The 24211-nt window shown below is 63.9% G+C and carries 22 protein-coding genes; 6 read left to right on the top strand and 16 right to left on the bottom strand.

Going from position 1 to position 24211, the window contains the following annotated elements; genetic code table 11:
* Nucleotides 1-46: 46 nt before the first annotated feature.
* Together SJI03_RS24040 and SJI03_RS24035 are read right to left on the bottom strand one after the other, a co-directional pair.
* On the bottom strand, nucleotides 47-1048 hold the full coding sequence (locus SJI03_RS24040; RefSeq protein ID WP_322428882.1) for a tetratricopeptide repeat protein: 1002 nt from the start codon (nucleotides 1046-1048) through the stop codon (nucleotides 47-49).
* Nucleotides 1045-1887, bottom strand: coding sequence for a tetratricopeptide repeat protein (locus tag SJI03_RS24035; protein ID WP_322428881.1), 843 nt, complete (start codon nucleotides 1885-1887; stop codon nucleotides 1045-1047). Before SJI03_RS24035 ends, SJI03_RS24040 begins: the two co-directional genes overlap by 4 nt.
* Nucleotides 1888-2021: 134 nt before the next feature.
* Here SJI03_RS24035 and SJI03_RS24030 point away from each other — a divergent pair, with 134 nt between their 5' ends.
* Nucleotides 2022-2411, top strand: a complete 390-nt coding sequence (locus tag SJI03_RS24030) for a DUF1090 family protein (RefSeq protein WP_322428880.1) — start codon at nucleotides 2022-2024, stop codon at nucleotides 2409-2411.
* Here SJI03_RS24030 and mmsB read toward each other — a convergent pair.
* The 3 genes from mmsB to SJI03_RS24015 are packed head-to-tail and all read right to left on the bottom strand — an operon-like array spanning nucleotide 2408 to nucleotide 6082.
* The gene (gene mmsB / locus SJI03_RS24025; protein ID WP_099380664.1) at nucleotides 2408-3313 is read right to left on the bottom strand and encodes a 3-hydroxyisobutyrate dehydrogenase; all 906 of its coding nucleotides are present in this window, start codon (nucleotides 3311-3313) and stop codon (nucleotides 2408-2410) included. The genes SJI03_RS24030 and mmsB overlap by 4 nt on opposite strands.
* Before the next feature lie 10 nt (nucleotides 3314-3323).
* Entirely contained in the window at nucleotides 3324-4838 is a 1515-nt protein-coding gene (locus tag SJI03_RS24020) for a CoA-acylating methylmalonate-semialdehyde dehydrogenase (RefSeq protein ID WP_322428879.1), read from the bottom strand.
* 26 nt (nucleotides 4839-4864) lie between these two features.
* The gene (locus SJI03_RS24015) at nucleotides 4865-6082 is read right to left on the bottom strand and encodes an ABC transporter substrate-binding protein (protein ID WP_099380666.1); all 1218 of its coding nucleotides are present in this window, start codon (nucleotides 6080-6082) and stop codon (nucleotides 4865-4867) included.
* A 124-nt stretch (nucleotides 6083-6206) separates the two neighbouring features.
* On the opposite strand from SJI03_RS24015, the gene SJI03_RS24010 reads away from it, so the two are divergent.
* The 3 genes from SJI03_RS24010 to SJI03_RS24000 all read left to right on the top strand — a co-directional run bounded on the left by SJI03_RS24010 (nucleotide 6207) and on the right by SJI03_RS24000 (nucleotide 9685).
* On the top strand, nucleotides 6207-7124 hold the full coding sequence (locus tag SJI03_RS24010) for a LysR family transcriptional regulator (RefSeq protein ID WP_099380667.1): 918 nt from the start codon (nucleotides 6207-6209) through the stop codon (nucleotides 7122-7124).
* Nucleotides 7125-7174: 50 nt separating this feature from the next.
* Nucleotides 7175-7705 carry an isochorismatase family protein gene (locus tag SJI03_RS24005; RefSeq protein ID WP_322428878.1) on the top strand — a complete coding sequence of 177 codons (531 nt, stop codon included), beginning with the start codon at nucleotides 7175-7177 and terminating at the stop codon, nucleotides 7703-7705.
* Nucleotides 7706-7813: 108 nt separating this feature from the next.
* On the top strand, nucleotides 7814-9685 hold the full coding sequence (locus SJI03_RS24000) for a hypothetical protein (protein WP_322428877.1): 1872 nt from the start codon (nucleotides 7814-7816) through the stop codon (nucleotides 9683-9685).
* A 6-nt stretch (nucleotides 9686-9691) separates the two neighbouring features.
* On the opposite strand, the gene SJI03_RS23995 is transcribed toward SJI03_RS24000, so the two are convergent.
* Genes SJI03_RS23995 through SJI03_RS23985 form a run of 3 tightly spaced genes read right to left on the bottom strand, consistent with a single transcriptional unit; the run spans nucleotide 9692 to nucleotide 13936 of the window.
* The gene (locus SJI03_RS23995) at nucleotides 9692-10855 is read right to left on the bottom strand and encodes a DUF1624 domain-containing protein (RefSeq protein ID WP_322428876.1); all 1164 of its coding nucleotides are present in this window, start codon (nucleotides 10853-10855) and stop codon (nucleotides 9692-9694) included.
* Between the two features lie 3 nt (nucleotides 10856-10858).
* On the bottom strand, nucleotides 10859-12961 hold the full coding sequence (locus SJI03_RS23990) for a TonB-dependent siderophore receptor (RefSeq protein ID WP_322428875.1): 2103 nt from the start codon (nucleotides 12959-12961) through the stop codon (nucleotides 10859-10861).
* Nucleotides 12962-13015: 54 nt separating this feature from the next.
* Complete coding sequence (locus tag SJI03_RS23985; protein WP_322428874.1) at nucleotides 13016-13936, bottom strand: LysR family transcriptional regulator; 921 nt, start codon at nucleotides 13934-13936, stop codon at nucleotides 13016-13018.
* Nucleotides 13937-14056: 120 nt separating this feature from the next.
* Between SJI03_RS23985 and SJI03_RS23980 the strand changes: the two genes are divergently transcribed.
* Together SJI03_RS23980 and SJI03_RS23975 are read left to right on the top strand one after the other, a co-directional pair.
* Entirely contained in the window at nucleotides 14057-15043 is a 987-nt protein-coding gene (locus SJI03_RS23980; RefSeq protein ID WP_322428873.1) for a zinc-dependent alcohol dehydrogenase family protein, read from the top strand.
* 70 nt (nucleotides 15044-15113) lie between these two features.
* Complete coding sequence (locus tag SJI03_RS23975; RefSeq protein WP_322428872.1) at nucleotides 15114-15437, top strand: tetratricopeptide repeat protein; 324 nt, start codon at nucleotides 15114-15116, stop codon at nucleotides 15435-15437.
* Between the two features lie 5 nt (nucleotides 15438-15442).
* Here the strand turns inward: SJI03_RS23975 and bla are convergent, their stop codons facing one another.
* From bla to SJI03_RS23935, 8 genes are all read right to left on the bottom strand, one after another.
* Nucleotides 15443-16372, bottom strand: coding sequence for a subclass B3 metallo-beta-lactamase (gene bla, locus SJI03_RS23970; RefSeq protein ID WP_322428871.1), 930 nt, complete (start codon nucleotides 16370-16372; stop codon nucleotides 15443-15445).
* A gap of 84 nt (nucleotides 16373-16456) precedes the next feature.
* Nucleotides 16457-18208, bottom strand: a complete 1752-nt coding sequence (locus SJI03_RS23965; protein ID WP_322428870.1) for a M56 family metallopeptidase — start codon at nucleotides 18206-18208, stop codon at nucleotides 16457-16459.
* Nucleotides 18209-18216: 8 nt separating this feature from the next.
* A complete protein-coding gene (locus tag SJI03_RS23960) occupies nucleotides 18217-18609 on the bottom strand; it encodes a BlaI/MecI/CopY family transcriptional regulator (protein WP_034757543.1) in 393 nt (130 codons plus the stop codon).
* Between the two features lie 64 nt (nucleotides 18610-18673).
* A complete protein-coding gene (locus tag SJI03_RS23955; RefSeq protein WP_322428869.1) occupies nucleotides 18674-20194 on the bottom strand; it encodes a hypothetical protein in 1521 nt (506 codons plus the stop codon).
* Between the two features lie 73 nt (nucleotides 20195-20267).
* Complete coding sequence (locus SJI03_RS23950; RefSeq protein WP_099380676.1) at nucleotides 20268-21614, bottom strand: DUF3422 family protein; 1347 nt, start codon at nucleotides 21612-21614, stop codon at nucleotides 20268-20270.
* A 121-nt stretch (nucleotides 21615-21735) separates the two neighbouring features.
* Nucleotides 21736-22944 (bottom strand): multidrug effflux MFS transporter, encoded by a 1209-nt coding sequence (locus SJI03_RS23945; RefSeq protein ID WP_322428868.1) that lies wholly within the window; start codon nucleotides 22942-22944, stop codon nucleotides 21736-21738.
* Nucleotides 22941-23615, bottom strand: a complete 675-nt coding sequence (locus SJI03_RS23940) for a CerR family C-terminal domain-containing protein (RefSeq protein WP_322428867.1) — start codon at nucleotides 23613-23615, stop codon at nucleotides 22941-22943. The genes SJI03_RS23945 and SJI03_RS23940 overlap by 4 nt, the downstream gene beginning before the upstream one ends.
* A 123-nt stretch (nucleotides 23616-23738) precedes the next feature.
* Nucleotides 23739-24209: a copper chaperone PCu(A)C gene (locus SJI03_RS23935; protein WP_099380679.1), complete on the bottom strand. Its 471-nt coding sequence runs from the start codon at nucleotides 24207-24209 to the stop codon at nucleotides 23739-23741.
* Between the last annotated feature and the right edge of the window lie 2 nt (nucleotides 24210-24211).

The raw sequence follows: 24211 nt of genomic DNA, 5'->3' as shown, positions 1-24211 counted from the left end.
CGATAACAATGATGATAGCATGCCGTCCCTGCTCCGTCATGCCTGGTCAGGGAGTCTTCGCCAGTCTGAGCTTTTCGCGCCACAGCGCCGCCTGCGCGGGGTCGGCTGCCTGTTCCAGCTCGCCCTTATCGTACACCTTGATCAGCCGTTCGATGGCTTCCCGGTCGCCCTGCTGCGCCGCCAGCAGGTACAGGGCAAAGGGCTTGGGCGCCGGCCCTTGCCGGGTCGGCCCGCCGCGCCCTTGTTCCAGCAGCCGCGCGAAACCCGTCTGGCCCGGCGGGCTTTTGGCAATGGCCGCCATCTCGTACCAGCCCAGGGCCGCCTCGTCGCTCTGCGGCACACCCTGTCCCACCTCGTACGAGTAGGCGACATTGTTCAAGCCGGGCGGATCGAGCGCCTTGGCCGCCTGCATGTACCAGCCGAACGCTTCCTTGCGCTGCGCGTCGTCCTGCGCCGTCATCATCAGGCGGTAGCCGATCTCATTGTAGGCGTAAATAAAGCCGTTCCCGGCATAGAACTTCAGCCAATGCAGCGCATGCGCCTGTTCTTCCGGGCTGCTGTGGATATTTTCAAAGTGCATGGCCACGGTGAAGTTGGCCAGTTCCACGCCTTGCGCGGCACCCTTGCGCGACCAGTATTCGCCCAGCTTGCGGTCGATGGCCATGCCCTGTCCCAGCGTATAGGCCACGCCCAGGAAAGCCTGCGCCGGACCATAGCCGCCTTCGGCCGATTTCTGCATCCACGCCAGGCCGGCGTCATAGTCGCGCGACGTGCCCTCGCCTTGGTGCAGCATCTGCGCCAGCTCCAGCTGGGCTGCCGTGTCCCCCCGTTCTGCAGCGGCGCGCGTCTTGTCGAAGGCGGCGACCTTGTCCGGCGACAGGTCGACCGGCCGGTTGATCACGGCCCGCACCCTTGCGCGCATGGCATCCAGGCCGGACATATCGAATTCGGCCAGCGCCGGATGCTGGCGCGGTTCCTTGGTGGACGCCGGCTGCGCCAGCACGGGCTGCGCCAGGGCCAGGCTCAATACAAACAGCATGGTCTTCATTTCTTTTCCTTCTCGGCCAGCTTGCCGCGCCATTCGGCCGCGTCTTCGGCATCCGCCTGCTGTCCCAGTCCGCCCTTGGCATACACGTCAATCATGCGCCGCATGGCGGGCACGTCGCCGCTCCATCCCGCCCGTTCATACCAGACCAGGGCCAGCTTGTCGGACTGTTTCACGCCCAGGCCCAGTTCATGTGCGCGAGCCAGGTTGCGCATGCCGGCCGGCTGCTTTTCACGCGCCGATCTGTCATACCAGTGGAAAGCCTCGCCGCGATCCTGTTCATCGGTGGCTGCGCGCATCAGGTGCTCGCCCAGCGCGTTGTAGGCAGGCACAAAGTGCTGTTCGTTCGCCGCCGCCTTCAGCCAGGTGATGGCCAGCGCCTGTTCTTCGGCACTGCTGTCGCCATCGATGAATTCCAGCGCCAGGATGGTTTGCGCCAGCTGATCTCCTTGTGCCACGCCCTTGCGCAGCCAGTATTCGCCCTGCACGCGGTCGATCGGCACCTTGCCGCCCACGGCATAAGCCAATCCCAAGGCCGATTGCGCCGGCGCATAGCCGTTTTCGGCCGACTTGCGTATCCAGGCCATCGATAGCGCCGTGTCTTGCGGCGCGCCGACGCCCAGTTGCAGCATGCGGGCCAGTTCCAGCTGCGCCTCGACGTCGCCCGTTTCCGCCACACGCCGGGTCTCGGCAAATTCGGCGATGCTTTCCGGACTATGGGTAGTCACATCGGCCCGTGCCTTGATGGCGATCAGCTGCAGATCGAGCAAGGTGGGCGAAGTTTGCGCCAGGACAGGCAGCGGCAGCAGAAAAGGAATCAGCAACAGGAATTTCTTGGGCATGCGGCGGTATCGGGAAGAAGAAAACACGCATGGTAGCCGATGCCCGGCCGGACAGGCGCGCACTGCAGGCGAAGTTTGACAGGGCAAGCCGGCGGGCTTACATTGCACGGGTTCACCACTTATACAGGAACGCCATGAACCGCCTCGCCACCACCGCCTTGACCCTGCTGCTCGCCGCAGCCTCCGTGGGCGCCAGCGCCGCAGACACCCAGCTGGCCGGCTGCGCCGCCAAGCGCGAAAGCATCCGCACCGAATTGCACCAGGCGCAGGAACAGGGCCTGTCCGACAAGGTCGCGGGCCTCACGCGCGCGCTCGACGAAGTCAACGCCCACTGCCGCGACAATGTGCTGGTCGAACGCCATAACAAGAAGGTGCTGAAGGCGCAGGCGAAGGTAAACCAGACGGAGCGTTCGCTGCGCCTGGCCCAGGAAGCCAATAAACAGCCGAAGAAGATCGCCAAGCTGGAAGGCAAGCTGGAAAAAGCCAGGGCGGAACTGGCCGCCCTGCAGGCGCAACAGCCTTAAGCTTTATCGCCCAATAACTGATAAATGCTGGAAAAGTCCAGCGCGCCCGATCCCGCCTTGCTGTGCAAACTATATAAATTGCGCGACAAGGCGCCCAGCGGCACGCTCGCGCCGCTGGCCAAGGCGCTTTCCACGGCCAGGCCCAGGTCCTTCAGCATCAAATCGACGCCAAAGCCGCCCGTGTAGCCGCGCGACGCGGGCACGTTCTCGGCCACGCCCGGACACGGGTTGTACACGTCCAGGGTCCAGTTGCGGCCCGAGCTTTTCGCCATCACGTCCGACACCACCTTCGGGTCCAGGCCATTGGCCACGCCCAGGCGTATCGCTTCGCTGGTGCCGATCATCAAAATCCCCAGCAGCATGTTGTTGCATATCTTGACCGTCTGGCCGCAGCCCGAACCGCCCGCGTGGAAGATGGCCTTGCCCATGACGTCCAGGTAAGGCCGCGCCGCCGCCAGCGCGGATTCTTCGCCGCCCACCATGAAGGTCAACGTACCGTTGGTGGCGCCCGCCGTACCGCCTGAGACGGGCGCGTCCAGCATGGGCATGCCCTTTTCTTCGGCCGCGCGGCCCACCTGGCGCGCCGCCTCGGTGGAAATCGTCGAACAGTCGATCAGCAGGGTGCCGGGCCGCGCCTGCGCCAGGATGCCAGTCTCGCCCAAAGGGTTACCCAAATAAGCACCCAGCACGTGGCGGCTGGCCGGCAGCATGGTGATGACGATGTCGGCCGCCTGGATCGCCGCGCCCTGATCATCGGACACGAGGCCGCCGCCATCGGCAAACTGCCGCACGCTGGCCGGTACCAAATCGAAGCCCGTGACGGCATGGCCGGCCCGCACGAGGTTTTGCGCCATGGGCAGGCCCATGTTACCCAGGCCGATGAAAACGATATTGGTGCTCATCGCCGCCTCCTTATTTCATCGAGATGGTGGTATTGACGCCGCTGCCGCCGTCGTCCGGGGCGAACCAGCGCGCCGTGACGGTCTTGGTCTGCGTCCAGAAGTACAAGGCTTGCTTGCCGTTCGGGCCCAGATCGCCCAGCTTGGACGCGCGCGAACCCGTGAAGCTGAAATACGCGACAGGCACGGGTATGGCCACGTTGATGCCCACCTGGCCCACGTCGATCTCGTTCTGGAACTTGCGCCCCGCCCAGCCGGACGAGGTGAAGATCGACGTGCCGTTGCCATTCGGGTTGGCGTTGATGAAGGCGATGGCCTGGTCCAGCGTCTCCGTCTCGACCACGCACATGGCGGGCCCGAAGATTTCCTGCGTGTAGACGGAGTTCGAGGCTGCCACCTTCGAGAAAATCGTCGGCCCCATGAAGTTGCCGCCCTCGTAACCGGCCACCTTGTGGCCACGGCCATCGAGCAGCAGCTGCGCGCCTTCGTCCACGCCTGCCTGGATCAGTTTTTCCGCGCGCTGCATGGCCGCTTTCGAGACCATCGGTCCCAGGTCGGCCGTGCGGTCGCTGCCCGGCCCCACTTTCAGCGCTTGCGAGCGGGCGACGATTTCCGGCAGCCAGGAGCGCGCTTCGCCCACCAGCACGACGACGGAATTGGCCATGCAGCGCTGGCCGGCCGCGCCGAACGCCGCGCCGATCAGGTTATTGATCGCCTGCTCCTTGTTGGCGTCGGCCAGCACCACGCAATGGTTTTTCGCGCCCATCATTGATTGCGCGCGCTTGCCCGATTCGCTGGCGCGGCGGTACACATGCGTGCCCACGTGGGTGGAGCCGATGAAGGATACGGCCTTGATGTCGGGATGGTCGCACAGCATGTTGACGACGTCGGCGCCGCCATGCACGACGTTCAGCACGCCGGCCGGCAAGCCCGCCTGATACATCAGTTCGACCAGATACATCGACGAGGACGGATCCTGCTCCGACGGTTTCAAGACAAACGTATTGCCGCAGGCGATAGCGATGGGGAACATGAAGCACGGCAGCATGACGGGGAAATTGAAGGCCGTGATGCCGGCGCCTACGCCCAGCGGCTGGTAGATATTGTAGACATCGACGCCGGTCGCCGCGTTTTCCGCGATCTCGCCCAGCTGCAGGGTGGCGATCGAGCACGCGTGTTCCACCACTTCCAGGCCCCGCATCACTTCCCCTTCCGCGTCGGGCAAGGTCTTGCCGTGTTCACGCGTGATCAGTTCAGCCAGAGTGGCGATGTTTTCGCGGATCAGGTGCTGGTACTTGAGCATGATGCGCATGCGCGCCGCCAGCGGGGTATTCCGCCAGCTCTTGAAGGCTTCCTTGGCCGTGGCGACGGCCAGGTTGACTTCGTCCGGCGTGGAAAACGGCACTTTGGCGACGATTTCCTGCGTGGCCGGGTTGATGACGTCGCGCCATTCGGTGCTGCTTGACGCATGGTGCTTGCCGCCGATGTGCAGGGGGACGGCGGGAACTGAGGTGAGGGCTTGGTTCATGTAAGGCTCCGTAAGGTATTCGATGGTTATTTCTTGACCAGGTTGCACGCCGCCGCATCCATAGTCTTGAACGCCTGGTCGGCGGGGATGGTGGACAGCACTTTCAGGTAATCCCATGCGCCTTTCGATTCGGCCGGGGTTTTCACCTGCACCAGGTACATATCGTGGATCACGCGGCCGTCGGGGCGGATCGAGGCGTTGTTCATGACGGCGTCCTTGATCGGCAGCTCGCGCATTTTCTGGGCGACGATTTTCGAATCGTCGCTCTTCGCGGCCGCCACCGATTTCAGGTAGTGGTAGACGCTCGAATACACGCCCGCCTGCACCATGGTCGGCTTGGCGCCCTTGTTGAGTGCCTCGAAGCGTTTCGCAAAGGCGCGGCTGCGGTCATCGAAATCCCAGTAAAAACCATCCGCGTAGACCAGGCCCTGGGCCGTTTCCAGGCCCAGCGCGTGCACGTCCGAGAGGAACACGAGCAAGGCGGCCAGGCGCTGGTCCTTGCCGCTGCCGATGCGGAACTCGCGCGCCTGCTTGATGGCCGAGACCACGTCTGCGCCGCCGTTGGCCAGACCGATCACCTGTGCCTTGGAGCCTTGCGCCTGCACCAGGAAGGACGAGAAATCGGACGCGTTGAGCGGATGGCGCACGGCGCCCAGCACCGTGCCGCCATTGCGCTTGACGACTTCACTGGCGTCTTTTTCCAGCGAGTGGCCGAACGCGTAATCGACGGTGACGAAGTACCAGGATTTCTGACCCAGTTTCGTCAGCGCCGCCGCCGTGCCGGCCGCCTGCGAATAGGTATCGAACATCCAGTGGAAGCCGTTCGGCGAGCAGTCTTCATTCGTCAACCGCCCCGTGGCCGGACCGCTGAACATGGCGATGCCGCCTTTCTCTTTCATCAGTTTTTGCACGGACAGGGCCACCGAGGAATTGGTCAGGTCGGCGATGGCGTCGACCTTGTCGCGATCTATCCATTCGCGCGCCTTGGAGGCGGCGATATCGGCCTTGTTCAAATGGTCGGCCGAGAGTATCTCGATCTTCATGCCCTTGCATTCGGCTTTCAGGCAATCCTCGACGGCCATCTGGCTGGCGACGACGGAGCCGCGCCCGCCCATGGCCGAATACGGGCCGGACATGTCGGTCAGGATGCCGACCTTGACGACGCCATCGGAAATCTGCGCGTGTGCGCCGCCAAAGGAAAGGGTGAGCGCCAGCGCGCCCATGGCCAGAACGGTTTTTTTCATGCGTGTCTCCTGAGGGGTGAGGGTTTTTCTTATATGTATATCTGCATTCTGCATGTGTAAAAATAAGCATTCAAGTGAAATTCATGCATAATTCCTTTGCAAAAATGCACAGAGAGGATCAGCCATGCTCGATTGGGACAATGTACGGGTCTTCCTGGAACTGACGCGCAGCGCCGGCCTCGTCGATGCGGCGAAAAAGCTGGGCATCGACCATTCCACCGTGTCGCGGCGCATGCGCAAGTTCGAGGAGCAGGTGGGCACGCAGCTGTTCGACCGCAACTACGTGGGCTACCAGCTGACGCCCGAAGGCCACCGCCTGATGGAATATGCGGAAACCATGGAAAGCACGGTGTTTGCCGCCACCGAAGAACTGGGCGAACATAACCGGCTGCTGTCGGGCCAGGTGCGCCTGGGCGCCACCGAGGGCTTCGGCGCCATCGTGCTGGCGCCCCACCTGGCGCAGTTTTGCGGACGCTATCCGCACATCAGCGTGGACCTGATCGCCGTACCCCGTTTCGTCAGCCTGTCCAAGCGCGAGGCGGACGTGGCCATTTCCATCGAGCGCCCCCTGTCCGGCCCGTATGTGGTGACGAAGCTGTCCGACTACCGCCTGAAACTGTATGCCACGCCCGCCTACCTGGGGCGCCACGCGCCCATCACCAGCGTGGCGCAACTGGCGCAGCACCCCATCATCGGCTATGTGGACGATCTGGTCTTCAGTTCGGAACTGCGCTACATGGACAACGTGGCGCCCGACTCCCTGCGCGCCTTTCGCAGCACCAGCGTGATCGCCCAGTATCACGCGGCGCGCGCGGGCCAGGCGCTGGCGATCCTGCCCTGCTTCGTGGCGCAGCAGTCGAACGAACTGGTGCCCGTGCTCGACGGCGAGATCGACCTGCTGCGCGCCTTCTGGATGGTCTCGCCCAGTGAGCGGCGCAATATCGCCCGGGTCAGCGCCCTGTGGAACTACCTGCGCAGCGCCATCGATTTGAATCACGCCTACCTGATGGGCGAAACAGCCATGCCCAGTTGGCCTGCTTGAGCAAGCCGCGGCGCGCTACACTGTCGCCACATACTAATTAGGAGAACGCCATGCTGATGGATGCGAGCCAGGCTGTTTTGGTCATTGTCGACCTGCAAGGCCGCTTGATGCCGGCCATCCACGATGCCGGCCTCGTGCTGGCGCAAAACCTGCGCCTAGCCAGGATCGCCCGCCTGCTCGACGTGCCCGTGCTGGGCACGGAACAAAACCGCCAGGGACTGGGGCCGAACGTGGAAGAGATCGCCGCCCTGTGCGAACGGACCCTGCACAAGACGCATTTCGGTGCCTGTTCTGATGGCTTGCAGGACATGCTACCCGCCGGGCGCAGACAGATCGTCGTCACGGGGTGCGAAGCCCATGTATGCATGCTGCAGACGGCCGTCGGCCTGCTGGAACGCGGTTACGACGTGATCATCGCCATCGATGCCGTCGGGTCGCGCCATGCCGCCAGCCGCGATGCGGCACTGGCCCGCCTGGACAAGCTCGGTGCCCATCTGGTGACGGTGGAGATGCTGGCCTTTGAATGGCTGCGCGATTGCAAGCACCCGCGTTTCCGCGAAGTGCTGGCACTGATTAAATAGCTGGCCCGCCTTTAATCCAGATCAAGTCCATCGGCCATTCATTTGCTAGCTTGGTAACAGCGTCGCCATTCCGAGCGGCGCGCCGTCCACATCAGCAAGGGAGCCATCATGGCCTACATCCTGCGGGGCAAGCTGTGCGGCTTGATCTGTGCCGAGTGTCCTGAAGCCTTATCCCACGTCATCGTGCGCCTGTACCGGCCGCGCGAGTCGCAAAACGTCACGGCCCTGGCTGTGGCCAGCGCCAAGGAAACCTTCGCCATCCTCACGGACGAGGAAGTGCAGGCGAAAGCGCCCTTCCTACTGGCCGAAACGCGCACGGATGACGATGGCAACTTCAGCTTTACCCTGGAAGACGCTTACCAGGGCGAGGCCGTCGAAGTCGACATCCTGTGCCCTGCCGTGCCGCATTTGAAACCGGGGCCGAAAGATCCCGTGCCGTTGCAGTTCTCCCTCACCACCATCCAGCCCCGCTGGCGCCAGGTCGACAATGATTTTCTCGCCGTCTGGGACTATTGCCTGCCGCAACGTTTCTGGTGCCTGGTGCGCGCCCGCTTCGGCGCCTGGACCATCTGCGGCCGATTGCGCACGTGCGACGCTCCCCACGCGCCGATCGCCGGCGCCACGGTGCGGGCCTTCGACGCCGACTGGCTGCAGGACGATGCGCTGGGCGTCGCAGTGACGGACGCCAGCGGGCGCTTCCGCATCGATTACCTGACGTCGGACTTCACCTTGACACCGTTCTCGCCGTTCATCAACGTGGAATTCGCCAGCGGACCCGACGTGTATTTCACGGCGCAGCTGGGCAGCGTGACGATTCTGTCGGAAACGCAATCGAACGGGCGCCAACCGGGTCGCGAAAACGTGGGCCACTGTTTCTGCGTTGAATTATGCTCGAAAGACGTCTTGCCGCCCGACGTGGAAGGCGTCCCCCACTGGCAGCAGGTGGAAATCTTCGACATCCACCCGTTCCCCTCGCTGGCCGGCTTTTCCGCGCAAGGCTATGCGGGCGGCGCCGGCGCCTCGTACGTGTTCGCCGGCGGCGTCACCTTGAAGGGCAATTGCCCGCTGCGCAACAGCGCCATCCCCGCCAACCCGCTCGAATACCGTTTCCTGATCGGCGAATGGTCCTGGCCCGGCGGCAGCGACGACCCGGCAGCCATCCCTTCGGTGGCGCCCGCCAGCCAGGCGCCGTTGACGCAAGTGCTCGGCACACACGTTGGCTATGTGTTTTACACGAATGGACTGGGTCTCGGCGATTCGGCGCCCGTCATCATCGACGCGGGCGACTTGAAACCGGGTGGCTGGATACGGGTGGACGGCAAGCCCGTCACCGTTGACATGCGCGACGGCACGACGGCCATCGTCAACGTGACGCCCAACATCTTCCTGCGCACGTTTGACTTGCTGACCGTGAATACACCGGCCATCACCAGCCTGCACCCGGCCAAGCTGCCGGGCGGCTTGCCCATCCTCGACGCTGGCCGCAGCCTGAGCGCGGCCGAGAGCGAACCGATACGCCGCTACCGCCTGGGCTTCGAGGTACGCGACGGCGTCAGCCTGGCGCTCGTGGCCACGGACGGGCTCGACTCCATCGTCTTCGACAACTCGCCCGTCATCGTGGCGCTGGACCTGGAAGAGCTGCGCAGCAATGCCTGCAACCCCATCGCGGGCGGCCTCGTGCATATCCTGTACACGATCGACCATCCGCATCTGCGCTTCTTCAATATCACGATTTCCAACAACAACGGCATCACGCACCCGCCGCCACCGCTGCCGGCCGCCAGCTTCACCCCGCCACCGCCACCGAGCAATTATCTGTTTCGTGGCGGCGCGGGCGGGCCGCATTTATCAGGCAACAATGGCGGCTTCCCCGTCAACGTGGCGCTCGATCCACCGTGCGCCTACAGGGTGGCGATCGGTTGGCAGACGCGACATTACCTGGCATCGAGCCACAGCATTGACAGGTTGTATTGCAAGTAAGCGAGCTTAGAAGTAGCGCACCCACGCCTGCGTCGACGTGCGCTTGTAATTGGCAAACGCGCGGCAAGGGAAGTACAGCACGGGCATCAGCAGCAAGGCCAGCAGCCAGACTTGCCAGATGTGCTCGACGCCATAACGGGCACCGTGGTTGGCACCCAGCACGGCCGTCAAGGTGAGGCCGATAGCCAGCAGCAGGTATAAATGCAGCAGATAGTAGAACATGGGCGCGCCGCCAAAGGTGGCGCAAGCCCGCGTGAACCAGTTATCGACGCTTTCCAGCCAGGCCATGCCCAGCAAGCCCAGGCCCAGGGTGAACAGCAGGAAATCCAGCGATGGCGGGTACTTGGTGAAGTTGAGCACGCTCATGACCGTACGCCCGGCCGTGTCGCCCGCCACCCACGGCAGGGTTTCGCCATAGATATTGAAGCCGCGCAACACGGCCAGCAGCAGCAAACTGCCCGCGCCCAGCGCCAGCAGCCGGCGACGACGGTTCTCCGGCGAACGGCTGCGCGCATACAGGGGGCCGGCCGCATAGCCGAGCACGATCACGCCTATCCACGGCAGCAGCGGATAGCTGACCTTGATCTTCATGGCGCCGTCCGCCACCAGGTAACCGCGCTGCAGCAATACCGTCAGAGCGTAATAGGCAAAGCTGCCCTCTTCCACGCGCAAGCCTGTCAACAGATGCTGTCCCGCAACAATCGCCACACCGAGCAGCACCAATATTTTCAATGGAAATTTGTGCAGCACGGCCAGCGCCATCATGGCCAGGCCGATGACCCAGATCACCTGCAAATACAGCACGGCCGGTGGAAACGCCCCGCTCCAGGCGAAGTTGACGAACACCAGTTCCAGCACGACCAGCAGCAAGCCCCGCTTGAACAGGAAACCGCCGGCGCTGCGCGGTCCGGCAGCCGGATGCGCATACAGCCAGGCAGACAAGCCCGTCAAAAATACAAACATGGGCGCGCAGACATGGGCCGCCAGGCGCGTGAAGAACAGGGCAGGATCGACGCTGGCCACATCCATCGGGTCGCTGACCTGGTGGTGTAAAAAGACCGTTTCGCGCACATGGTCGAACAGCATGATCAGCATGACGAGGCCGCGCAGCACGTCGATGACGGCGATGCGGGTACGCAGGGTGGAGGATGTAGTCAATGTCATCGTCATCGCTTAGAAACGGTAATGGGCATTCAGGGTCACCGTACGCTCGGCCCCCGGCGCCACCCACAGCTGGCTATACGAACTCGCATAATAGCTGCGGTTGAACAGGTTTTCCACGTTCAAAGCCAGGCGCAGTTTGGCGTTGGGAGAATAAGACGCCAGCAATTTGGCCGTCGTGTAGGCCGGCAGGGTGAACTTGCTGCTGACGGCCACGTCGCCCAGGCGAACGCCCACGTACTGCACACCGCCGCCCACGCTGGCCGTGCCCGTAGCCAGCGCGAATTGCTGCGTGGCCAGCAGGTTGGCGCTGTGGCGCGGCACGTTGGCGAAGCGGCTGCCCGTCACGATCGTATTGTCGCCGCGCGTGACGGTGGCGTTGGTGTAGGCATAGGCGCCCGAGACGCGCAAGCCGCGCGCCACTTCGCCCGACACGTCGAGTTCCATGCCACGGCTGCCCACCTCGCCCGCCGCGATGGCGAAGTCCGTGTTGGCGGGATTGGTCGTCAACACATTGCTCTTGCGGATGTCGTACACGGCCACCGTGCCCGTCAGCTTGCCCGTCTCCAGCTTCGCGCCCAGTTCATACGAGCGGCTGCGCTCGGCCGGGAAAGCCTGATTGGCGATGCTGATGCCGCTGTTGGGCCGGAAGCCCTTGGCCGCGCTTGCATACAGCGACCACGCCTGCGACGGCTGATACACGAGGCCTGCGCGGGGGCTGGTGGCCGACAGCGACTGGCGGTTGCTCACGTTCAGGCGATTATTCGTCACATCCTGCGTGTACGTATCATGGCGCACGCCGACCAGCGCCTTCCATTGCGCGCCCAGGTCGACCTGGTCCTGCGCATACAGGCCACGCGCCCTTTGCCCTTCCTGCGTATCGATGGACAGGGCCAGCGGAGCGGCCTTGCCTCCATACACGGGATTGAAAATGTCGATGGCATAGGCGTTGGCGGCCGAGGGATTGCGGCGCAGCTGCACCCGGTGGTCATCGAAGTGATAGGCGTCGACACCGGCCAGCACCTCATGCGCCAGCGCGCCCGTCTTGAACTTGCCCAGCAACTCGACGCGGGCAGAGACGTCGGTGGCCGAGAAATCGCGGTGGCGGCGCTGGCGGTTCAGCGTGCGGCCATCGACCAGCAGTCTGTTCGCTTCGGTCGAATAACCGCTCAATGCGCTGTCGCGGTAAGAAGCCCCTGCCTGCAGCGTCCAGTCGTCGGACAGCGCGTGGTGGATAAACAGCTGCTGCCCCAGCGACTTGACCGTCATCGGGCCGTCGCCAGGTTCGCCCAGGAAGCGCGAGACGGGGACAAGACCCAGCTTGCCGTTCACGGCAACCACGCCCCGGTCGAACGGCGCGCGCTGGCGCACCGCTTCGATTTCATACGACACGGTCGTGTGCTCGCCAGCCAGCCACAGGAAGGACGGCGAAAACAGGCTGCGTTCGACTTTCACCGTATCGCGGAAGCTGTGCCCTTCTTCATGCGCCGCGTTCAGGCGGTAGGCGATGGTGTCGCTCAACGGTCCCGTCAAATCCAGCGCTGCGCGGCGCGTGCTAAAGCTGCCGAGTGACATATCGGCACTGTATTCGGGCGCAAACTTCGGCTTTTTCGTCGTGATGTTCACCGTGCCACCCGGCTCGCCACGGCCGTACAGGGCCGAAGCGGGGCCTTTCAGCACTTCCACATTCTGCGTATTGCCGCCGTCGCGCATGCCGTTGTAACCGCGACTGGAACTGAAACCGTTGACCATGTAGTCGGAGCCGAAATTCGGGTCGCCCGTGAAGCCGCGCATGGCGTAGCTGTCCCACAGGCCGCCCAGCGGACTTTGTTTTGAAATACCGCTGGCCAGGTCCAGCGCGCCGGCCAAAGTCGTCACACCGGCGTCGCGCAGCAGGTCGCCGGTCAACACGCGCACGCTTTGCGGCAAGTCCATCAGCAAGGCATCCGTCTTGGTGGCGCCCGTGGCGGACAGGCTGCGGTAATGCTGGCGCTCGGCCTTGACGGTGACGACGTCCTGCGCATCAAAGCTATCGACGGCAGGGTCGGCTGCCAGCACCAGGGGAGAAGCGGCGGCCAGCAAAAGCGCCACGGGGCGGCGGTAAAACACGGACATGGGATTCCTGACAAGGGGCAATTCAATGCAATAGGCTTGCATTATAATTGATAATCAATTCTCATTAAAGCCTTCCCGGAAAATCTGCGCCAAAAACTCCACGAACACCTGCACCTTGGCCGCGCGCAGCTGGCGCGGGTGGAACAGCGCCCACAAGTCCGGTCCCCGCGTGCAGAACGGTTGCAGCACGGGCACGAGGCTGCCTTCACGCAGCGGCTGCAACACGGAAACGGACAGCGCCTGGACGATGCCGCATCCGGCCTGGGCGGCGGCGATCATCGATTCGATATGGTCGAAGGCCAAGGCGGCCGGCGGCGTGTGCGCATACGCCGCGTCGTCCCCCTCTCCCTCCTCGGCCTGGAACAGCCAGGGGCGCACCTGGCGCGCTTTCGGATACAGGAAATGCAGACAGGCAAACTGGTCCAGCTCCTGCGGCGTGTGCGGCATGCCATGCTTGGCGACAAAGGCGGGCGAGGCGCAGCACAGATAATCCATCTTCAGCAGGCTGCGCACCACCAGCGATGAATCCTGCGGCTCGCCGATGCGCAGCATCACGTCGGTGCCCTCTTCCACCATGTCAACCAGGCGGTCGCTGACCGTCAGGCGCAGGGAAATGTCCGGGTAGGCGGCGATAAAGCGGGGCAAGGCGGGCGCCACCAGGTTGCGGCTGATGCTGCTGGGCATATCCACGCGCAAGCTGCCCGAAGGTTTCCCGACCGCCTGTTCAAGACTGGACTCCAGCACCGCCATGTCGGCCAGCAGCTGGCGCGCCTGCACATGGCATTGCCGGCCTTCGGCCGTGAGCGACATGCTGCGCGTGGTGCGCTGCAAGAGGCGCACGCCAAAGTGTTTTTCCAGCGCCGCCACCTGGTTCGTCACGGACGAGGTCGAGATACCCAGGCGCTGCGCCGCCTTGCTGAAGCCGCCCGCCTCGACCACGGCGCAAAACACGTGCATTGCTTCCAGTCTGTCCATGCTTTTCCCTCCTGTTTTGCAAGCGATTATCCACGATTTCGAAATAGTGCATCGGGGCGCGCCCTGTTTTTCTTTGCGTGATTCCCGCCTAGACTGGGGCATCAACCACAGGAGAACCTCATGCAAGCCCTCGTCCTCACCAGCTTTGCCAGCCCCATGAGCATCGAGCACCTGCCCGTGCCGCAGCCCGGCCCCGGGCAAGTGCTCGTGCGCATCGCCGCCAGCGGCGTCAATCCGCTCGACACGAAAATCGCTGCCGGCGCCGCCCCGCACGCCCGGCCCAGCCTGCCCGCCATCCTCGGCATCGACGTGGCCGGCACGGTGGCGGCCGTGGGCGACGGCGTGACGACTTTTCATGTTGGCGCAACAGTCTATGGCATGGCGGGCGGCATAGCCGGCGTCCAGGGCTCGCTGGCCGAGTACGGCGTTTTCGACGCCGCGCTGCTGGCGCCCGTGCCGCCAGCGCTGAGCATGCGCGAAGCAGCCGCCCTGCCCCTCGTCTTCATCACGGCCTGGGAAGGTTTAGTGGATCGTGCCCACGTGAAGGCGGGCGACAGCGTGCTCGTGCATGGAGGCGCAGGCGGCGTGGGCCACATGGCCGTGCAGCTCGCCGTCGCCCTTGGCGCCACAGTGTATGCCACGGGCAGCGCGGCCAGCCGCGATGCCATCGAGACGCTGGGCGCCCGCTTCATCGATTACCGCACCAGCACGGTGGACGACTACGTGGCCGAACATACGGACGGCGCCGGTTTCGACATCGTCTACGACACGGTGGGCGGCGCCACCCTCGATGCCAGCTTCCGGGCGGCACGCATCTATGGCGGCCACGTCGTCAGTTGCCTGGGCTGGGGCACGTTCGCCCTGAGCCCGCTGACGGCGCGCGCGGCGACTTACTCGGGCGTGTTCACGCTGCTGCCCCTGTTGAGCGGTGAGAATCATGCGCGCCATGGCACCATCTTGCGCGAAGCCAATAAGCTGATCGAGGCGGGCAAGCTGCAGGTGCGGCTCGATCCACACCGCTTTACCCTGCACACGGCGCACGATGCGCATGTGGCGCAGATGGACGGCAGCGCGCGCGGCAAGCTGGTGGTGGATGTGCAGGATTGAACGCGGGCTTGTTTCCCGCGCGCTCAAGCGCTAATATGCAAGCATTAACTTGCATATTAAGGAATCGGGCATGCGTGAAAATCTGGAAAAACTGCTGGCGCAGGGGCGCGACAACGCCCTGCTGCGCTTTGGCCTGGGAGATGCTTGCCTGAAAGACCAAGACGCAGAGCAAGCGGCCCTGCACCTGGCGCAAGCCACCGTACAGCAGCCCGGCTATTCCGCCGCCTGGAAACTGCTGGGCAAGGCCCTGCACCAGCTGGGCCGCCCGGACGAAGCGCAAGCCGCCTGGACCACGGGCGTGACCGTGGCCCAGCAGCAAGGCGACTTGCAAGCCGTCAAGGAAATGACGGTGTTTCTGAAACGCCTGCAAAAACAGCTGCAGGCGGCAGAGTAAAAGGCTTAATGCGCGTGCGCCGCGCCTTTGGCTTCGGTTGGTAACGCGACGCCCCGTTCTTTCGCCAGCTTTTTGGCCAGCAAGCCGCCCGCTTCGGCCGCATAGGCGCGGCAGGCGCCGGCGTCGATCAGGGGATTATCTTGACCGCTGCGCCTGGCTGCCTTGCCCAGCACGTCCGTCGTGCCCGGATGCACGGGGATGATGATGTCGCATGGCAAGGCGGCCACCTTGGCGATGCTCGCTTCGAACGAGGCCGAAATATCGGGCGTGCCGCCTTTGCCCGTATAGCGGAAATCGCCGCTCGAATACGGGTTCAGGCTATCCGCATACACGACGTCCAGGCAGCGCTGGCCTTCGCACGATGTCCACGTCCATGTCGTGCCGCCGGGGGTGTGGCCCGGCGTCATGTGGGCCGTCAAGGACAACGGTCCTACCTTGACGGTATCGCCCTCGCCCACCAGGCTGACCTTGCGCACCTTGGCCACATGCACGACGGGATCGGCCTGGTACTGCGGATCGTCCTTGCCGTTGGTGCCGCTTTGCAGCACCGGGGCGGCGGCTGCGCTGGCCATCACGATGGCGCCGCTGGCCCGCTGCAGCGCGGCGATGCCGCCCGCATGGTCCCAATGGGCGTGCGAATTGAGGATGTATTTCACATCCTCGATGCGAAAGCCCAGCGCCTTGATGTTCGCCACGATCAGGGGTGCCGATTGCGGCAGCGCGCCGTCGAGCAGGATATGCCCCTGCGGACTCGTCACCAGCACGGCGGACAGGCCGGCCGTGCCCACATACCAGGTATTGCCAAAGACATTGAACGGCTTGACGGGAGCGTTCCATTCCTTGCAATTGTCGCAATTAACCGGTTTATCCTGCACCGGTGCGGGGGTCTTCGCCTGCACCGTGCCAGCCGCCATGGTCGCAACCGTAGCCAGCATCAACTTCGCCAATAGTGTCATCTTCATCTCCAGAGTGTAAAAAGATGGGCGCCCGCACTGGCGCGCCCGGGGGGGGGGGGGGTATCAATGCATGCGACCGGTCTTGTCGGCCAGGGTGTCGCGGATGTGTCCGGCGTCAAGCGAGCGCCGCTGCGCGCCGGCGGCGTCCAGCAGCACCACAGTGACGTGCTTGCCGCCGCTGCGCATGCGCATCGTCAGGCAGCTGCCCGCTTCGTTGCTGCTGCCAGTTTTCGACAGCACAATGTCCCAGCCCTTGCCACCGACCAATGGGTTGGTATTGTGCAAGGTACGGACCTTGCCATTGACGGCCACGCTCGCTTGCGGGTGGCTGGTGATGCGCGCGATGTCCGGATAGCGCGCGGCCGCCGCGACGATCTTCGCCACCTCGCTGGCCGTGGAGGTGTTCGCCGGCGAGCTGCCGACGGGGTCCAGCAAGGTGGTGCGCGTCAGCCCCAGGTGGCGGATCTTCGCTTGCAAGGCCTGCTGAAACGCCGCGCTGCCGCCCGGATAGGTGCGCGCCAGTGCGGCGGCGGCGCGGTTTTCGGACGGCAACAGCGCCAGTTGCAACAGCGCGTCGCGCGATACGGCCACGCCCTCGGCCAGCAGGCTGTGGCGCTGCATTGAAGCGTCGGCATCGGCGCGCACGATGCGCACTTGCTCTTCCTTATCCTGTCCTGCGTCGAGCACCACCATGGCCGTCATCAACTTGGTGATCGAGGCGATCGGTACGACGGCGTCCGCGTCTTTTGCCATCAGCACCTTGCCGCTGGCGTCATCGAATACCAGCATGTGTTTCGCGCTGACGGGCAAGTCCAGCATCACGGCGGCGGCCTCGGCCAGGGCCGCCCCGTTGACGGCAGGCTTGCCCGGCGCCTGCAGCAGCAAGGTGGCGCAAGCCAGCAGCAAGGCGGGCACGGCCAGCTTCCAGCCGCCAGTATCGGGGCCGGGCGCCATCAGGCGTTCGATTCGCGTCAGCAACGCCCCGCCCCGTGCCGACATCAGCAAGCGGGAATGCTGCGGCGCGGCTGCATGCAGGGACAGCGCATGCAGCGCCGAGGCCAGCTGCTGCGGGTCTTGCAGCGCTTGCGCAGCCAGCGCGTCGGCCACCTGTTCGCGCTCGGCCCGCATGCGCGCCGACAGCCACCAGACGACGGGGTGAAAAAACAGCAACGCCTCGGCCACGCTTTGCAACAGGTTGACCAGGTAATCCCAGCGCCGTACGTGCGCCAGTTCATGCGCCAGCAGCGCTTCGAGCAAGGCGACGGGCATGCCGCTCAGCAAGGCGGCCGGCAGCAGGATGACGGGGCGCCAGAAGCCCACGGTCACGGGACTGGACAAGCCCGCATGCAGCTTCAGCGGCACTGGCCGACTGCTGCGCAAGCCCATGCGCAAAGCCAGCGCATCGAGGCGCGCCTGCCAGATGGCGGGCGCCGCCACTGCCTGGCGGCGCAGCTTGCCAACCCAGGCCAGGCCCAGGCACAGCCGCAAGCTCATCAAGCCAACGCCGGCGCTCCAGGCCAGCACCAGGGCTGGCATCCACGCTTGCAGCGCGGCGCGCCAGGCGGGCGGCGCGTCCACCGGCAGCTGGGCCAGCGATGTGCCGGACAGGAGCGAGAGCAGGTGGACGGTGGGAATGCACAGGCACAGCAGCAGCGCCAGCGCGCAGACGGCGTAGCGCCAGCGCGCGCTGGCGTGGCGCAGCAACCACAGCAATACGGCAGACACGGCGCCGACGATCACGCCCTGCCAGACAAAATACAGCAGCACCCAGCCCAGCGCAGGAACAAGCTTGCCCAACTCAATGCCCAAACCCATGTCCAGGTTCATGGCGCGCCGCCATCCTTGCTGCGCAGTATTTTTTCAATTTCCAGGCGTTCCGCGTCGCTCACGTGCTCGCGCAGCGCCGTCAGCACGAGCGCCTTGCCGGAACCGGAAAACACCTTGCCGATCAAATCCTTGAGCAAGCTGGTCTGTAACTTTTCCTGCGCTTCGACGGCCGCATACAGTTGCGGCCGCTGGCTTTCATCGCGGCTCAGCAAGCCCTTGCCATGCATCAGCTGCAACTGGCGCAGCACGGTGGCGTAGCTGGCATCGGCACGCTCTGCAGCCAGGGCGTCGTACACGGCGCGCGCGTCGGACGGACCGCGCTGCCACAGGATGCGCAGCAGGTCCAGCTCGGCGGCCGTGGGATGGGGAGTGGAGGTATTTTTTAACATGCCGCTAGAATACCCAGTCTAGAACGCTCTGTCTAGAACTTTTTTTCTAGAGTCCCTGGCAAGACTAGAATTCGCGCAAGCGGTCGAACAGGTCCAGCAAGGCCGCCTCGTCGACGAGCGCAGTGCCCTGCCCGCCCAGTTGCTGCCGCAGCTGCACCAGCAACTCAGCCAGCACCGTGTAGATTTCCTCGCGCTCGACCGTCTCGATGATGCTCGCACGCCGCTCGATCTTGTTGAATTCAGCCACATAGGCGGTGACCATCGCTTCCAGCGCGGCGGCCACCGCCGTCGCCTCCATGGCGGCATCGATGCCGCGCGTCACGGCCAGCATATTCTTGTAGGCCAGCGCCGCCTTTTTCGCATACGCGGGGGAAATATGCTCGCGGCCATCCCAGTCGCGGAACGGGTTGAGCAGGTTGTCAGCCAGCCATTCCGGCTTGCGCGCCTTGCCCACCGACAAATCCAGTCCCAGCGCCGCCGCTTTCTTGTAGCCGGCCTTGATGGCCTTGGCCACATCAGCGGGCAAGCTGGTCAGCCACAAGGCCGACAGCTGCGGCAATTGCGTGGCTGATGGAAACTCTTCCGCCGTGTAACCGAACAGATCACAGGCGGTAAACATCCGCAGCTGGGCCAATTGCGCAAGGCTGGCCATCTGCGACGCCAGCCCCGGCTTACCCCAGATGCGCAAGGCCGTCAGATGGGGAAAGCGCTGCGCCACTTGCGCCAGATCAACGTCTTTCATGCTGACCAGCGACAGGCCGCCCAGCTGGCCGAGACCGTGGAACGGCGGCAGCGTGTGCTTGCACTGCAGTGTCAGATGGCGGCCATCGGCGCCATCGTCGATGCGCAGCGCCGGCGATGGCGCGCCGCGCAGCGCGAGCAGGCCCAGGCCTTCGTTCAAGACCAGGCTGGTGACGCCATCGGGCTGCAGGATCAAACGGCTCAAGCCACTGCCGCTGAAATCGAGCGCATGCACCGTCGATGACTGCCAGTCCAGCTCATTGATGAAGGGATTGCCTTGGATAAACGCCATCAAGGCCTGCGTGCCATCGGCCGTCTCGATGGACATCAGGCAAGGCAGTTGCTCCAGCTCGGATATGTCGTCCAACGCCTGCAAGACGCTGTCATTGATTTTCGTCGCATCCTGGCGGAAGACGTGGCCGCCGAGCGTCACTTCGCGCTCGTCCGACGCGGCCTTGAATTGCTGGCGCCGCAGCGGATCGATGCGCTCCCAGTTACGCTGGCGCAGCACGCTGTCGCCCACGTTCCAGCCGCTGCGGTAGCTGTTGACTTCCACATCCACCAGCGGCGCGATATTGCCAACGAGAGTATGGCCAGGCGGCACGTTCGCCGTGGCATAGCAGTGATCGTGGCGATTATTCCAGAAGAAATAGTCGCACAGCAGCGGCCGCATGGCTTGCACGGCCGCCGCATCGGGCAAGGCGTCGCCGGTCCAGTCCAGCTCCAGCACGGCAGCTACCGGCCTGGACGAGGATACATCCTTGATGCGGGTGACCTGGCAAGCCACATACTGCTGCAGCTCGGACGAAAACACACTGTAAACATCGCCAACATTCGGTAGCACGCAACTTCCTTTCAAAACACCTGACGGTCGAATGTTGAAAGATAGCAAAAATGACAGCGCAGCGTCGTCCTGTTCAGTCAGCGTGCAGCTTGTGATGCATGCGCCGCAGTCCCAACCAGACGGCGGCTGCCACGAACGGCACCAGGGCGCCGACGAGGATTTCCGGATTCACGGGCAAGCCCATCACCTTGGCCGCCTTGCCCGTGTAGCTGAACAGGCCAATCACGTAATACGAGATCGCCGCCACGGACAAGCCTTCCACCGCTTGCTGCAGTTGCAACTGCTGCGCCGCGCGGGCGTTCATCGATTGCAGGATTTGCCGGTTCTGCAATTCCTGCACGATGCCCACGCGCGTGCGCAGCAAGTCATTCGTGTTGGCAATGCGCTGCGCCATCGCTTCCTGGCGGCTAGCCATCGCTTCGCAGGTGTTCATGGCGGGCGTCAGGCGGCGGTCCATGAATTCCTCGACCGTCGGGATACCTTCGATGCGCACTTCGCGCAACTCGTCGATGCGCGCTTTCACGAGGCCCATGTAGGCTTTCGAGGCGGAAAAACGGTAGCTATTGTCGAGCGACAGCTTTTCAATGCGGGCTGCCAGGCGCGTGATGCGGTCGAGCAAGGCTTGCTCGGAGACGCCGTCGTCCGTCTTGCTGGCTCCCGGCGCATCGTCCGTATCAACCATGGCGGCGGCCAGGGTGGCCAGTTCGTTTTCGATGGCATTCAAGGATGGCGCCGCCTGCATGGCGTAGGGCAAGCCCAGCAAGGCCATCATGCGGTAGGTTTCGATTTCCAGCACGCGCTGCACCAATCGGCCCGACTGCTGCGAGCGCATGCCCGCATCGCGGATGACGAAACGGCTGAAGCCGTCGGACTGTATCGTGAAATCGGTCCACAATTCGCCGCCCTGCAACACTTTGCTGCCAGCCAGGGTATTGCCCTCGAACACGCGCGACAAGCCCTGCATGAAGATCTCGGCAGGCTCTGTCGCCTGCTCCAGCACCACGTGCGCGGCCACCATCAGCTTGCCCTTCAAACCCACCAGCCACTGCTGCGGCAACTGTTCCAGGGGCATGCGCTCGAACGCCTGCGCCAGAGGCAAGGCCTGCCCTGGATGCTCGGCAAAGGTAAACGTGGCAAATTCCGTGTGGCATTCCCATTTCAGGCGGAAGCGGCCAAAGTCATAATAAAAATACTTGGCTTCGGCGGCGGGCGGCGTGACGCCGAAATGCGTGCACAGGGCCGCCAGGGTGGCGTGCTGGGCCGCCATATTCGACGCACCGGGCGCCGCGCTGTCATCCTTGTAGACGGCCAGATGGGTGATCAGCTCGGGAGCGTCGAGCTGCAAAAACGGCCGCGAGTGGATTTCCGCCGCCAGCGGCACGCGCAAGGCGTGGTTCAAACTGGAGTTAATCAAGTGCATGATAGCCAAAGGTAAAGTTGCAAAACTGCTTAGACCCGCGCGCGTGCTGCTATGCCCGCGGCGGGGTCTGATTGTCACAGTGTAACAAAGCAGAATGCATGCCATCCTTTTCCAAGGGCCATCATGTTATTTTGACAATCCCCGCCACGCCCTGCTCCGCCTCCTGGCGGCTGCCCAGCCACCAGAACGCGGCGGCCAGCACGACGGCCGAAGCCTGTCCCAGCGCCAATTTAAATGCGCTGTCGAACAGCAACGGTGCGACAAAACCGGACACCAGGGCAAACACCAGCATTTGCACGAAATTTTGCAGGGACGCGGCCAGGCCCCGCATCTGCGGGAAAATGTCCAGCGTCGACATGGTCATGCCCGGCAAGGCCAGCGACATGCCGAACGCATACAGCATCACGGGCACGACAGCGAACGGGATGCTGGCCGCAAACCAGTGGTTGTAAGCGATATTGAGCGCCCCCGTGGCCGCCATGGCCAGCAAGCCCCAGCGCACCAGCACGGTGCTTTTCACCGCATGCGCCAGCTTGCCCGACAGCGCCGAGCCACCCACCAGGCCAGCCACCATGGGGATGAACATCCAGCCAAACGCCGTTTCCGGCAAGTGCAGCAGTTCCAGGATGAAATGCGGGGCCGAGGCGATGTACAGGGCGAAGCCGCCAAAGGCGAAGGCCACGGCCAGCGAACGCAGCAGGAACGCCCGGTGGCGCAAGGCCAGCCAGTAATTGCGCGCGATGTTGCCTGGGTGGAAGGGTTGGCGTTGCTCGACGGCTAAACTTTCCGGCAAGCCTTTCAGGCAGGCCAGCGCCAGCAGCACGGTGACGGAAAACGTGAAAACGAACGTCGATTGCCAGCCGTAGGCCACGTGCAGCCAGCCGCCGATGATGGGCGCGATGGCGGGCGCGATGCCGAACACCATCATGATATTGGCCAGCATCTTTTGCGCGGCCGCGCCAGACAGGGTGTCGCGCACGATGGCTTGCCCGATGACCCTGCCCGCTCCCGCCGAGGCGCCCTGCATGCCGCGGAAAAACAGCAGCCAGCCAAAGCTGGGCGCAAATGCGGCGCCGATGGAGCCCACGGCGAAGATCAGCAGCGAGGCGAGGATCACGGGGCGGCGGCCAAACGAGTCGGACAAGGTGCCGTAGAACAAGGTCATGAAGGCATAGGCGGCCAGGTAGACGCTCAGGGTCTGCTGCACCAGCACGCTGCTGACGTCGAAATGCGTGCCGATCGCGGGAAACGACGGCAGGAAGGTGTCCGTGGCGAACGGGCCCAGCATGGCCAGCCCGGCCAGCACCAGGGTCAAGTTTCTGGTTTTCATGCAAGCTCCTGCGCAACATACTGGCGACGCAAGCCGTCGAGGGCCGCCAGCGAGAAGGCGGCAATATGCCGGGCGATATCGGCGATACCCGCTTCGTCATAGGTGATTTCCGGCGCCACCAGTTCATGCACGATGCGCGAACGGGCATAGAACACGGCTTGGCCGATCACGCTGAACACGCATTTCTGTACCACGTCGTCGGGCATGGCCGGCCCCACCACGCCACGGATCAGGCTAGTGAACAAGACGTGCTGCGGGCGCACATTGCGCTCGGCCAGTTTGTGGATGGCGGCCGTCGGCTCGATCAGTTCGCGCGCCACCAGGCGGCTGAACAGCGAAGCCGGACCCGAGCGCAACATGTCGGAGACGAGCGCTTCTATGGCCAGGCGCAACTGTTCCACTGGCGGCAATTGCGCCTGCGCACTTGCCGCCGCCACATCGGCGGCCGAGGCCCGCGCCAGCTCGCGCGCATAGTCAAAAGCGGCCAGGTGCAGCTCTTCCTTGCTATGAAAGTAATAATTCACCATCGCCACATTCACGTGGGCCGCCTCGCAAATCTTGCGCACGGACGCGACCTTGTAGCCGTCGTCGGCAAACAGCTGGGCCGCCACTTGCAGGATGCGTGCGCGCGCCGGCTCCGCTTCCCTGTCACTTCTCGTTTCTTCCGTCATGCCATTCCCATCATTTAAACAGCCGTTTAATATTGCATGGAATTATATCAAACAGTCGTTTAACTTTCAGGCGGACACAAAAAAACCCGGCGAACCGGGCTTTTCAAGGGACTGGCGGCAGGCTTAGTGCTTCATCGCCGGCATCGGCGCCGAGGTGGCGCCCAGCGGACGGGCCACGGCATTGACTTCGATGGTTTCGCGGCGCTTGTCTTCGCCTTCGACGACGAGGGTCAGCGGAATCTTGTCGCCCGCCTTCACCTGCCCTTTGAGTTCCAGCAGCATCACGTGGTAGCCGCCCGGTTTCAGTTCGACGGCCTTGCCGGCCGGCAAGGCGATTTCCTTGACCTGGCGCATGCGCATCATATTGTCCGTCATGCTCATTTCATGGATTTCCGCCACGCCGGCCACGGGCGAACGCACTTCCAGCAGGCGCATGGCTTTCGGCGCCGTGATCTGCATGAAGGCGCCCGTGGCTTTTTGCTGCGGCACGGTGGCGCGCACCCACGGGTCGGTAATTTGCACGCTGGTTTGTGCGACGGCAGAGAAGGACAGCACGGTCAGGGCCGTGGCCAGCAGGGTTTTCAGATGGGTCATGA

It is taken from the genome of Janthinobacterium sp. GMG1, assembly GCF_034427795.1.
Lineage (GTDB): Bacteria > Pseudomonadota > Gammaproteobacteria > Burkholderiales > Burkholderiaceae_D > Janthinobacterium.
Note: the sequence above shows the minus strand (reverse complement) of the source record. Positions and strands in the feature narration are given on the sequence as shown.